Origin of the sequence: Bacillus sp. S71, from assembly GCF_016625265.1 — a bacterium.
Lineage (GTDB): Bacteria > Bacillota > Bacilli > Bacillales > Bacillaceae_G > Bacillus_A > Bacillus_A cereus.
In genome coordinates, this window is sequence record NZ_JACVUW010000002.1 from 503,560 (window position 1) to 515,730 (window position 12,171).

A 12,171-nucleotide genomic window follows, 5' to 3' on the forward strand; every position below is an offset into this window, starting at 1 on the left:
TTGCAGTAATCTGTTTCTCGTAAACGTTTTGAAATAATTACTCTCCTAATATAATTTCGCTAAGTAATAACGAATCCCTCTTGAAAACTGATAATTCATGATGAATTTTACAAGCAAAAAACGTAAGCAAGAGAACACTTGCTTACGTTATAGGATAAACATTGCAACGATTGTGGTGACAATTAAACCGATAACAACCGGTAAAAAGTTTCGGCGTGCAAGTTCAAATGGATCGACTTTACAAATCGCAGCAGCAGGAATAAGTGCCCAAGGAATTAACGTCCCGCCCCCGGTCCATATAGCTGCAATTTGCCCGAGTGCTGTTAATGTAGCTGTTCCATGGCCAAGTGCTGTTCCAAAAAGATTGGCAATGGAACCAGCAAGTGATATACCTGAAAAACCTGATCCATCTAAGCCGGTAATGACACCAACGATGGTTAATGTCCCTGCCGATACATATTGATTTAAAGGAACAGTTTGAGATAAAGCGATGCCTAAGTCGTTAATGATTCCATGTGAACCTTTCGGTAAATAGTCCCCGATAATTTTCACAAAGCCACTATCTCCTAAATAAAAGAGTGCAGCGATAGGAATAACTGGTCCGAAAATTTTAAAGCCAAATTGGAGCCCTTCTATGAAATAATCGGTCGTTTTATTCAGTCCATTACCTTTGTAGGCGATGAGAGAAATGATGATAATCATAATAACAGTTGTTCCGCCGATAAGTGCAGTTGCGTCGCTTCCTTGTAGTTGAAATTGAATCATGCAAAGGATATCAATGATATATACGATAGGGATACAAATAGCGAGCCATTTCTTTGTGCGAGGAGATAATGAAGTGAGCGTTTTAGAAGACTCAGTTGATAGAATAGATTCTTGTATAGCTAAGCCTGTATGAAACTCTTTTCGTAAGAAGAAAAAAGCGACGGAAGTTGTCACAACGCCCATAACGATAACGAGTGGAACACTTGCAGATACGACGCTGGAAACAGGGAGACCCGCAGCGTCTGCGGTTAATTTTGGTGCGCCTTGTATAACGAAGTCGCCGGATAAAGCAATGCCATGACCGAATAAGTTCATAGCAATTGCTACTCCAATTGGAGGAAGACCGACACGTACAGCAACCGGTAATAAAATAGCTCCCATTAATGCGACAGCGGGAGAAGGCCAAAAGAAGAAAGAAATTGTCATCATCAAAAGGCCAATAATCCAGTAGGCGAGGGTAGGGGTACGGATCATCTTTGTAAATGGTGAAATCATTGTATCATTTATACCGGTATGAACGAGTAAATTGCTCATGGATACAATAATAGAAATGATTAATATAGTTGGTAATAGCTCAGTAATGGCGTAAATAAAACTTTGAAAAATGCCGCTAACGGCAAGAGGGATAGAACTTGTAGCAGTTAATGCTAATAAAAAGATAAAAACGATACAAATAATTGTAGTATCTTTCCGGAGAATAAAAAAGGTAATAATAGTGAGTAAACAAATAACATAGAGAGCGTGTAATAGCGTTAATTCAACTCCCATAACATTCACATCCTTAGGCAATCGTGTAGTTTATTGTATGAAAGTAGGGAAAGTATGTGAGTATAAGAAACAGAAAAAAAGGTAAAATTTCATGTACTGCAATGGTAAGGATAAAAAATGGATGTTACAGTACAATTAATCCTAAAAATGGAATTCAAGGAGGGCTTATGCACAAAAAAATTGGATTTTTGGGATTTATCATATCTTGTAGTCTATTAATCATTTTAAAGCTATTTACAAACAATGAATGGATAAGTATTATACCTGTTTTCGGGTTTGTATTTATACTTTTATATAACTGGGATGGTATGAAACAATACAGTAAAAAGTATCGGAATTATGATAGGTATCATCGTTGTTTGCTCATTGTTCGCAGGGGTTATTTTAATAGAGGGTCAGAAACAAATGGAGAAAATGTCTATTTTTCAAGAATGGATGTCTTCTGCAAACGGTCTTTATCTTGTAATAATAGTTGTTATTTTTCTAAGAATTGTTATAAGTATAGCAAGTTACATATTAAAGGAGAAGTAGAATGGGGGAGTACGAATGAGAGAAAAAATAGGATATTATGGTGTGCTAGTTTGTTTACTATTATCAATTATTTCAGGACAATTTCTTAACAGTGAATGGGTACCAGTTATATTATGTATAGGAGTATTGATTTTTGCTTCTATGTATCGCTGGAATGAATGGAAAGCATATAGTCGAAAAAAGAAAATGGTTTTCAGCATCGAATTTGTCATTATAATCAGCACAATTCCGTTTTTGTTATGGAAAGGAAATGAGATAATAGATGGAATTGTAATGTTTCAAGGGTGGTTGTTTATTGCGAAAATGCTATATTTAATATGCATTTTAATGTTGGTAGTGGTAGTCACTAAAATAGTAAACGAAAAGCTATTCGTTAATGAATAAAAGAAAATGCCACCTTATTCGGTGGCATTTCCTCATTTTACTGCATGAGCTTTTTGCATCTTTTTAATTAAACGAATTTGTCCACGATGATTGATTTCATCTTCAAAAACGTGAAACCACTTAAAATAGTTATTTGCTGGTTTGTCATACCAAAAGTCTGTCGTTTTAAATAACCATTCATCAGGTAACGATTGAAAAGTCTCGATTGTTTTGGAACGTACTTCTTGTAATGTATTTATGTAAAATTCTATAGCGTTTCCTTTTATTTTCTCACGCCCAAGATCGCCTAATTCAATGCCAGGTAACCAGCGTTCTAATTCAGCCTCCGTTGGTTCACGGTCTTCAAAAGTATGAATCTGGTAGTAAAATTCAATAGCAGCCATATGATACAATAACATGCCAATTGAATTTGCTTCCTTATCATATAAATAATCAAGTTCTTCAATTGTTAAACTTTCCACTGCTTGCATTGTTGTATAGCGAGCGTAATTCATCATGGAAACAAGCTTTGAAAATTCTACATGTAAACCCTCCAATTTATCAATTACAAAATTCAATTAAAATTCCCCCTCTTTAAATGAATACTCCAGAGAAGGAATTCTATGTGCAAAAAAAGTTTTGTTTAAACCTTCATAATATTAACAAGGGATTATAATTAGTTCTCTATTTGATTTTGTAATAACGTCATAACCATCTTTGGTGATGACAATATCATCTTCGATTCTACAACCGCCCCAGTTCGGTATGTAAATGCCCGGCTCAACTGTAACAACCATACCTTCTTGTAAAGTTGCCTTGCTTTCTTGGGATAAGCGAAGTGGTTCATGTATTTCTAACCCAAGACCGTGCCCGGTAGAGTGGCCAAAGTATTGACCGTATCCATGTTCTGTAATGTAATTCCTCGTTATATCATCGATACTTTTCGCAGTTTCTCCAGGCTTAATTGCTTCAGTCCCACGCTTTAACGCTTCTCGTACAACATTGTATATTTTTTGGAATTCTTCCGATGGTTCCCCGATTGCTACGGTACGTGTTATATCGGAACAATATCCGTCGTAAAGTGCACCGAAGTCTAATGTAACGATATCGCCTCGTTCGATTATTTTATTTGATGCAACTCCATGGGGAAGTGAAGAACGAACGCCTGAGGCTACAATGATTTGGAATGAAGAAGATGTAGCCCCTTTTTTTCGCATGAAAAATTCTAACTCATCTCGAACGTCAGTCTCGCTTATTCCAGGCTTTAGAAATGTAACAATATGGTGAAATGCTTCGTCAGCGATTGTAGCTGCGATTTTCATTGTTTCTATTTCAGATGTGTCTTTAATAAGTCGAATATCTTCAATAATCTCACACACTGGAACCATTTCTGTATGTATATATTTTTGTAGTTTCTTAAATTGTTGCAAAGTCATATTATTGTCTTCTATACCAAGTTTTTGAATGTTTAATTTTGATACTTGATTTGCAACTTCTTCTTCTAAATTTCCTTTATGCATAATAATTTCTGCTGCTTTTATTTCCGTTTTTGCTTGATCTACGTAACGGAAATCAGTAATGAAAATAGCTTTATGCGCAGCGATTAAGACAACGCCTGCGCTACCTGTAAAGTTTGTTGCGTATTGACGGTTTTCTTTTTTTGTAATAAGTAACCCGTCGATTCCGTAATTATGTAGTTGTTTTTGGATGTTAGTTATTCTTACATTCATTTTAATTCCTCCTTTTTACATTAATAAAGCAAGAATTGTGCCAGTATATTTATTTAGAATAAAAGAGAAGAGGGTAGCTGTGTGTCAAAAAAACTAGACGAATGTAAAATAAATATATATAAAATTTTTACAGTAAGTTTTTATGTGACTGAACAATAATATAAACTCGCAAACGAAAATCTTTTTAATTTAAATATTATATTTTTTGTATAAATGAATTAAGTTAATTGGTATAATAAGGGATTGTTACGTTTTTTATAGGTAAAGAGATGTAACGAAAAAACCTGGGTTAAGGAATGTGAGTGTATGAAGAAATTAAGTAAAGTAATGTCATTTTGTTTGGCCGCTAGTATGCTTGTTATAACGGGGTGTGAAACAAGTGAACACAAAGTTCAAGTAAATGAAACGATTGAACAGCTTGATGAAGCGCCAGAAGTGACAGAAAAAGAAGCGAAAAAGATTGTAAGAAAGAGTGTAGATGGAATAGCAAATGCGTTTAGTGAGATGGAAAAAGAAAATGGATGGAGCCGAAATAATCCTGGGGATTTAGAGACAGCTAAAAAAGGAGTTAAAGGATTGGTTTCAGAAAAGTTTGTAGAGAATCAGCTTCCTGAATTGCTTGCTAACTTTAATAGATCGAGAGAGACTGATATGTTACCATTCCCAAATTATTTTCAAACTGAAATAAGATTTTCTTCTTCACAAGATAAAGAAAATTTAACGGTACATACATTAAGTTTAGAAGATGAAATAGGTCATGCGGCCCAAGATTGGGAATTTCATTTGGTGTATAAAGAAGGGGAATGGTTAATGGATAAATGGTCATTCGTTTTTCCTGAAGATTTAAAACTTACAAAAGAAGAAGCAAATAGAATTTTAAAAATGCCAGACGATAAGAATGTGTCATTTGTAAGTGAAGAAAATAGTGGCGATAAGAAATACATATTCAAAGATAGTAACGGATTAATTACTGTAAATGCGAAAACATCTCTTATTTCATACAATGTAGATAAAAATAGGTATGAAAAGGTAACGAAAGAAAGAAATATTCAAGAAACAGAACAAGTACAGAGAAAGGATTCGAGTGCGTATACAGGCTCAAAAGAAGAGAAACAATCGCAAAAAGAATCTTCTTCAAAGATAGATAGAGCAAATGTTTTAAGTGAATTAGCTGCTATAGATAAACAAGAAAAACATACGAATGCTATGTCAACCAATGATATAGTAAATGAAATAGAAGGAAATTATGAACTGTGGGATAATAAACTAAATGAAATTTACAGTACATTAAAAAGTACGATGTCACCTGATGCGTTTCAGTCGTTAAAAACGAAACAAATTGCGTGGGTTAAAGAAAAAGAAAGTAAAGTTAAAGCAATTGGTACTGATACAAATAACGGAACGATGAGGCGTATAGAAGCTTCAGAAGAGAAATATAAGATGACAAAAGCAAGATGTTATGAATTAGTAAATGGGTATATGAACTAGTGTGAACGAATATAAAAAATGCGTTGCTTATAAGCAACGCATTTTTGTATTTACGCTTTTAATTTCATTACAATATCAGCATCTGGTGTTACATATATGGTTTGCTGATTGTCGTACGTAACAAAACCAAGTTTTGCACCACTCGGTTTTTTCACATGGCGTATTTTAGTGAAATCAACAGGTACAGAGCTAGACTCTTTCGCTTTACTGTAATAAGCGGCAATTTTGGCAGCTTCTAGTAAAGTTTCTTCAGCAGGCTCTAAAGAACGAATGACAACGTGAGAGCCAGGTATGTCTTTCGTATGTAACCAAATTTCATCACGGCGGGCAAACTTCGTTGTTAAATAATCATTTTGTTTATTGTTTTTACCAACGAAAATCTCTGTGCCATCACTTGCTAAATATTTATCTAATACTGGCTTAGTAGGCTTTTTCTTTGCGTTTTTCGTTTTGCGATTGCGCACATAACCTTCTTCAGCTAATTCCTCACGAATTTCTTCAATATCTTTTGAAGAAGCAGCTTCCATTTGTTGAAGTAAGCTATCAAAATAAAGAATTTCTTCATTGGTTTTTTCGATTTGTTCTTCTACAACAACAACTGAATTTTTTGCTTTTTGATACTTTTGGAAATAGCGTTGTGCATTTTCAGATGGTGTTTTTAAAGGATCTAATGTGATTTTTACAGTTCCGCCATTTTCATCGTAATAATTAACGACCTCAATATCTTTATTGCCTTTTTTCAAAGCGTACATATTAGCTGTAAGTAGCTCTCCAAATAGTTGATATTTATCTGCTTTTCCAGCATCTTGCAGTGTTTTTTCGAGTTTAATGAGTTTTTTCTCGTTTTTATTTTTTTCATTTTGCATAAAGCGTTCTAAATCATGAGCTTGTTGTTTTACACGATCGCGCTCTGCTTTTCCGAAAAAGAAACGATCAAGCAATTCACTAACAGATGAGAACGTCTTATCTTCTCCTTGCAAGTGTGCAAGAGGGAAAAGATAAAAGAATTCTTTTCCATTTGAAGTAGTCATCGCTGGTGAATATGTATGAGTTAATAATGGTTTTTGTATGGAGAAAAATGCATCCGCTAATGCTTTTTCATTTACCATACCAGCTTTTTTCACTACTTCTTTTGCGAATAACGGGGATATTCCCGTAAAGGTGCCGACAAGCTGTTTATCCATGTTTCCAGATAGAAAGTCTAGTGGTCTAATAAATTCATCATTTGTTTCAATCTGAAGTGGGTTAATTTTATGTTGTGCTGGTGGTGCAATATATTCAGCTCCAGCGTATACAGTACGATGGCGGTTTACCGCTAAAGATATGTGTTTTAAGCTATCTAAAATAACATTTGTTTTCGTATCTACTAAGATAATGTTACTATGTCGGCCCATTATTTCGATTACTAATGTTTTTAATGATTCGTCTCCAATTTCATTCCGACTGCGAACTGTAATTTGAATAATACGTTCTAAGTCAATTTGTTCAATTTTTTCAATAAACCCACCTTCTAAATGTTTACGAAGAAGCATACAAAACATTGGCGGTATTGCTGGTGAATCGTAGTTTTGATTCGTTAAGTGCAGACGCGCATATGTAGGGTGAGACGAAAGAATTAGTTTTTGGTTCTTTCCGTTTGCTCGAATATGTAATAAAATCTCATACTTTGAAGGTTGATATATTTTGGAAATTCTTCCTGTGTAAAGAGAATTTGCAATTTCATGTGTAATTGCTCTTGTAAATAATCCATCGAATGCCATAAATGAACACTCCTTTCTAACTAAAAGTTAATTATAGCATTTTTTTGGACGAGGCTGAATAAGCTTTCAATAGAGTATGTCTGGAATCAGGAGGTCGATGGCAGGATGAACTGGTATGGAATGCGGGCACATGAAGTGGAAGAAAGAACGAATACGAATGTAAAGGTTGGACTTACAGAGAAAGAAGCAGAAGGGCGCGTAAAGAAATTTGGTACTAATGAATTAGAAGAAGCAAAAAGGCCTTCTGCACTAATGGTATTTTTAGCACAGTTTAAAGATTTCATGGTACTCGTTTTGTTTGGAGCAACAATTGTTTCTGCGTTTTTAGGTGAATACATTGATTCTATTGCTATTGTTGCCATTGTTATTATCAATGGTATTCTCGGATTTTTTCAAGAAAGAAAAGCTGAAAAATCATTGGAAGCTTTAAAGGAACTAGCCGCTCCACAAGTTACTGTAATGCGGAATGGAAAGTGGGTAAAAGCACCATCTAAAGCACTTGTTTTAGGTGATATTATTAAGTTTTCCAGTGGTGATCGTATTGGGGCTGATGTGCGTCTTGTTGAAGCATCAAGTTTATATATTGAAGAGTCTGCTTTGACAGGGGAGTCCGTACCTGTACAAAAGAAGGTAGAAGCATTGCAAGGGCAAGATGTTGCAATTGGTGATCAAAAAAATATGGCTTTTATGGGGACAATGATTACGCGAGGATCTGGTACAGGAGTCGTTGTAGCAACTGGTATGAATACAGCGATGGGGCAAATTGCAAATATGTTACAAAATGCAGAGCAAATGGAAACACCACTGCAAAGAAGGTTAGAACAGCTCGGAAAAATATTAATTATTGTGGCTCTTATTTTGACAGCACTCGTTGTATTAGCTGGTGTGTATCAAGGGAATGAAGTATATCATATGTTTTTAGCTGGTGTGTCTCTGGCTGTTGCGGCTATTCCAGAAGGGTTGCCGGCAATTGTTACAGTAGCTTTATCACTTGGTGTACAGCGTATGATAAAAAAGAGAGCAATTGTACGAAAGTTACCAGCCGTAGAAACGTTAGGTTGTGCTTCCGTTATATGTTCTGATAAAACGGGAACAATGACGCAAAACAAAATGATGGTAACACATATGTGGTCAGGCGGAGAATTGTGGAAAGTGACAGGGCAAGGATATGAACCTAATGGCTCTTTTATGAAAGGTGAAAAAGAAGTGAATCCAGCTAAGACAAAAGCACTTTATCAGCTACTTACATTTGGTTCACTATGTAACAATGCAAATATTATTCAAAAGAAAAAGGCGTACGTATTAGATGGAGATCCAACAGAGGGAGCGCTTGTAGCTGCAGCAATGAAAGCTGGGATAACACGTGAGGCATTGAAAGGGAAATTTGAAGTTATTCGTGAATTTCCATTTGATTCAACTCGAAAAATGATGAGTGTTATTGTACGAGATCGAGAGGGGAAAAAGTTTATTGTTACGAAGGGAGCACCGGATGTTCTTTTACAAATGAGTCAAACGATTTTATGGGGGGATAAGCAACAGCCGTTAAGTGAGCTATATAGAAAAGAAGTACAGGCGGCTATTCATAGTTTAGGTAGTCAAGCGCTTCGAACAATTGCAGTTGCGTTTAAACCTTTAAAAATAACGGATTCTATTGAACATGAAAGAGACGTTGAAAAAGATTTTATGTTAGTTGGGATACAAGGTATGATTGACCCACCAAGACCAGAAGTGGCGCAGGCGGTAAAAGAGTGTAAAGAAGCTGGTATTCGAACAGTAATGATTACAGGTGATCATAAAGTGACAGCAATGGCGATTGCTGAACAATTAGGAGTTTTGCCACCAGATGGACGCGTTGTTGAAGGAGTAGAACTCGCGAATATGGATGTGGAGGAATTAGAAAATGTTGTAGAAGATACGTATGTATTCGCTCGTGTATCACCTGAACATAAATTAAAAATTGTTAAGGCACTGCAAAATCAAGGGCATATAGTAGCGATGACAGGTGATGGAGTGAACGATGCTCCAGCTATAAAAACAGCTGATATTGGGATAGCGATGGGGATTACAGGGACAGATGTTGCAAAAGAAGCCTCTTCACTTGTTTTACTAGACGATAATTTTGCTACAATTAAGTCAGCGATTAAAGAAGGAAGAAATATATACGAGAACATACGTAAGTTCATCCGATATTTATTAGCATCAAATGTTGGAGAAATTTTAGTTATGTTATTTGCGATGTTACTTGCATTACCCCTGCCGATGGTTCCTATTCAAATTTTATGGGTGAACTTAGTTACTGATGGTTTACCAGCGATGGCATTAGGTTTGGATAAGGCTGAAGGAGATGTGATGAAGAGAACGCCGCGCCACCCGAAAGAAGGGGTATTCGCTAGAGGGCTTGCGTGGAAAATAATAAGTCGAGGTTTTTTAATTGGGGCAGTGACGTTAGTAGCGTTTATTATTGCGTATAACCAACATCCAAATGAACTGAAATATGCACAAACTGTAGCGTTCGCGACGTTGGTACTTGCTCAGCTTATTCATGTATTTGATTGTCGTAGTGAGCATTCTGTCTTTCATCGTAATCCATTTGGGAACGTGTATTTAGTAGGGGCGGTTATCATTTCATTACTACTCATGCTAGTGGTGATATATTATCCACCGTTACAACCGATTTTTAGCACAATGCCGATACAAGCAAGAGATTGGTTATTAATTGGAGGTTTGTCATCAATTCCGACTTTCTTACTAGTAGGTTCTTTATTAACAGGGAAAAAGGCGAAAAAGAAAAAGCCAATGTTATATAAGAAGGGATTAAACTTGAAATAGTCAATGTTATGAAAATGTGATATAATTTACAGAAGGTAGTAGAGCCTTGTCTCTATTACCTTTTTCATTGAGTTATTTTATGGCTTGGATGTGATAAAAATGATTTCTAGTATGACAGGGTTTGGAAGATCGAAAGTAGAAAGTGATACTTTTCAAATTACAGTAGAAATGAAATCGGTGAACCACCGTTTTTTAGAGATGAGTATTCGACTTCCTAAGCAAATGATGGTATTTGAGGACAAAATTCGTAAAATAATTGCACAGCAAGTTCGACGTGGACGCATTGAAGTGTCTATTAGTATAGCAGGTGAAGGACTTGTTGAAAGAAAATTAAGTGTGAATTGGTCACTTCTTGAGCAGTACCAATCGATGATGGAAGATATAAAAGGAAAGTTTCAATTACAAGATTCTATTACACTCGAGCAATTAATGGCAATGCCAGAAGTAACAGCAATTGAAGAAATAGAAAATGTAAATGAACATTTTGAGAACAGTTTATATGAGGCTGTTCGTCAAGCTGCTCATATGTTGAAAACGATGAGAGATGACGAAGGAGAACGATTACATAAAGATATAGCGTATCGTTTACAAGAGATTAGCAATTGTGTAAATGCAATTATTCCACATGCACCAATTGTTACACAAAAATATCGTGAACGATTAGAAAATCGCTTAAAAGAATTACATAATCAAGAGTTAGATGAACAAAGATTGCTAACAGAAGTCGCAATCTTTGCAGAGCGTTGTGATATTCATGAAGAGTTAGTTCGTTTGCAAAGTCATTTAGAGCAATTTCGTGAAACATTGCAGATTGAAGAGCCTGTTGGAAGGAAAATGGATTTCATCGTGCAAGAGATGCATAGAGAAATTAATACGATTGGTTCTAAGGCAAATGACTTAACAATTTCAAAATATGTTGTAGAAATGAAAAATAACCTTGAAAAAATTCGTGAACAAGTACAAAATATTGAGTAGCTTTCAAAAAATATATAAAGTTATACGTGGTGGAGAAATCGGATAGACTTACTAGGAGGCGCAAACTATGGCCATGCGGTTTTTAAATATTGGATACGGAAATATTGTATCTGCTCATCGAATTATTGCTATTGTAAGTCCGGAGTCAGCTCCTATTAAACGAACAGTACAAGAAGCACGCGAACATAATGCTTTGCTTGATGCTACGTATGGGAGAAAAACAAGGGCGGTTATTGTTATGGATGATGGGCATGTTGTATTAAGTCCAATTCAACCAGAGACGATTGCACATCGTTTGAATAATAAAGAAGATTTAAGTGAGGAAGGGTAGGTTTTACATATTTATGAGAAGTAGAAGAGGATTGCTCATCGTTCTTTCAGGGCCTTCTGGGGTTGGAAAAGGAACGGTTCGTAAAGAGCTGTTTAGCCATGAGGATACACGTTTTCAGTACTCTATTTCAGTAACGACACGTAAGCCGCGTGAAGGTGAAGTAGATGGTGTGGATTATTTCTTTAAAGAAAGAGAAGAATTTGAGGAAATGATTCGTAATGAAAGATTACTTGAGTGGGCTGAGTTCGTAGGTAATTATTACGGAACACCAATTGACTATGTTGAAAAAACATTACAAGAAGGAAAAGATGTATTCTTAGAAATTGAAGTGCAAGGAGCAATTCAAGTTAAGAAAGCTTTCCCAGAAGGTGTATTTATTTTCTTAGCACCTCCAAGTTTATCTGAACTAAAGAGCCGTATTGTCGGACGTGGTACAGAGACTGAAGATGTTATTGAAAATCGTTTAACTGTAGCGAAAGAAGAAATCGAGATGATGGACGCTTACGACTATGTAGTAGAAAACGATCAAGTTGAATTAGCTTGTGATAGAATTAAAGCGATTGTGGTTGGCGAACATTGCCGCCGCGAAAGGGTAGCAAAATATTATAAAGAAATGACGGAGGGTCTATAA

The 12,171-nt window shown here is 35.7% G+C and carries 10 protein-coding genes and 1 pseudogene; 7 read left to right on the forward strand and 4 right to left on the reverse strand.

Going from position 1 to position 12,171, the window contains the following annotated elements; genetic code table 11:
* Positions 1-147: 147 nt before the first annotated feature.
* Positions 148-1,533, reverse strand: a complete 1,386-nt coding sequence (locus IBT51_RS06160) for a membrane protein (RefSeq protein WP_000537906.1) — start codon at positions 1,531-1,533, stop codon at positions 148-150.
* 167 nt (positions 1,534-1,700) lie between these two features.
* On the opposite strand from IBT51_RS06160, the pseudogene IBT51_RS06165 reads away from it, so the two are divergent.
* Together IBT51_RS06165 and IBT51_RS06170 are read left to right on the forward strand one after the other, a co-directional pair.
* Positions 1,701-2,064, forward strand: a pseudogene (locus IBT51_RS06165) (YoqO family protein).
* Positions 2,065-2,079: 15 nt separating this feature from the next.
* Positions 2,080-2,448 (forward strand): YoqO family protein, encoded by a 369-nt coding sequence (locus tag IBT51_RS06170; RefSeq protein WP_053563753.1) that lies wholly within the window; start codon positions 2,080-2,082, stop codon positions 2,446-2,448.
* Between the two features lie 32 nt (positions 2,449-2,480).
* On the opposite strand, the gene IBT51_RS06175 is transcribed toward IBT51_RS06170, so the two are convergent.
* Together IBT51_RS06175 and IBT51_RS06180 are read right to left on the reverse strand one after the other, a co-directional pair.
* Positions 2,481-3,005, reverse strand: a complete 525-nt coding sequence (locus tag IBT51_RS06175; protein ID WP_001012056.1) for a DinB family protein — start codon at positions 3,003-3,005, stop codon at positions 2,481-2,483.
* Positions 3,006-3,086: 81 nt separating this feature from the next.
* Positions 3,087-4,157 carry a M24 family metallopeptidase gene (locus IBT51_RS06180; RefSeq protein WP_001102865.1) on the reverse strand — a complete coding sequence of 357 codons (1,071 nt, stop codon included), beginning with the start codon at positions 4,155-4,157 and terminating at the stop codon, positions 3,087-3,089.
* Positions 4,158-4,463: 306 nt separating this feature from the next.
* On the opposite strand from IBT51_RS06180, the gene IBT51_RS06185 reads away from it, so the two are divergent.
* Positions 4,464-5,645, forward strand: a complete 1,182-nt coding sequence (locus IBT51_RS06185; protein ID WP_000736520.1) for a lysozyme inhibitor LprI family protein — start codon at positions 4,464-4,466, stop codon at positions 5,643-5,645.
* Positions 5,646-5,695: 50 nt separating this feature from the next.
* Here the strand turns inward: IBT51_RS06185 and IBT51_RS06190 are convergent, their stop codons facing one another.
* Entirely contained in the window at positions 5,696-7,405 is a 1,710-nt protein-coding gene (locus tag IBT51_RS06190; protein ID WP_200458036.1) for an Rqc2 family fibronectin-binding protein, read from the reverse strand.
* 105 nt (positions 7,406-7,510) lie between these two features.
* Between IBT51_RS06190 and IBT51_RS06195 the strand changes: the two genes are divergently transcribed.
* The 4 genes from IBT51_RS06195 (at position 7,511) to gmk (ending at position 12,171) form a co-directional block, all read left to right on the forward strand.
* The gene (locus IBT51_RS06195) at positions 7,511-10,234 is read left to right on the forward strand and encodes a calcium-translocating P-type ATPase, SERCA-type (protein ID WP_001104774.1); all 2,724 of its coding nucleotides are present in this window, start codon (positions 7,511-7,513) and stop codon (positions 10,232-10,234) included.
* Positions 10,235-10,333: 99 nt separating this feature from the next.
* Positions 10,334-11,209: a YicC/YloC family endoribonuclease gene (locus tag IBT51_RS06200; RefSeq protein WP_000625865.1), complete on the forward strand. Its 876-nt coding sequence runs from the start codon at positions 10,334-10,336 to the stop codon at positions 11,207-11,209.
* A gap of 67 nt (positions 11,210-11,276) precedes the next feature.
* A complete protein-coding gene (remA, locus tag IBT51_RS06205; protein WP_001251456.1) occupies positions 11,277-11,540 on the forward strand; it encodes an extracellular matrix/biofilm regulator RemA in 264 nt (87 codons plus the stop codon).
* Between the two features lie 13 nt (positions 11,541-11,553).
* The gene (gmk, locus tag IBT51_RS06210; RefSeq protein ID WP_001257742.1) at positions 11,554-12,171 is read left to right on the forward strand and encodes a guanylate kinase; all 618 of its coding nucleotides are present in this window, start codon (positions 11,554-11,556) and stop codon (positions 12,169-12,171) included.

Coding starts and splice junctions, on each gene's coding strand:
- IBT51_RS06185 (WP_000736520.1), top strand. CDS start 4,464: ATGAAGAAATTAAGTAAAGTAATGTCATTTTGTTTGGCCGCTAGTATG.
- IBT51_RS06160 (WP_000537906.1), bottom strand. CDS start 1,533: ATGGGAGTTGAATTAACGCTATTACACGCTCTCTATGTTATTTGTTTA.
- IBT51_RS06195 (WP_001104774.1), top strand. CDS start 7,511: ATGAACTGGTATGGAATGCGGGCACATGAAGTGGAAGAAAGAACGAAT.
- gmk (WP_001257742.1), top strand. CDS start 11,554: ATGAGAAGTAGAAGAGGATTGCTCATCGTTCTTTCAGGGCCTTCTGGG.
- IBT51_RS06180 (WP_001102865.1), bottom strand. CDS start 4,157: ATGAATGTAAGAATAACTAACATCCAAAAACAACTACATAATTACGGA.
- IBT51_RS06190 (WP_200458036.1), bottom strand. CDS start 7,405: ATGGCATTCGATGGATTATTTACAAGAGCAATTACACATGAAATTGCA.
- IBT51_RS06170 (WP_053563753.1), top strand. CDS start 2,080: ATGAGAGAAAAAATAGGATATTATGGTGTGCTAGTTTGTTTACTATTA.
- IBT51_RS06200 (WP_000625865.1), top strand. CDS start 10,334: ATGATTTCTAGTATGACAGGGTTTGGAAGATCGAAAGTAGAAAGTGAT.
- remA (WP_001251456.1), top strand. CDS start 11,277: ATGGCCATGCGGTTTTTAAATATTGGATACGGAAATATTGTATCTGCT.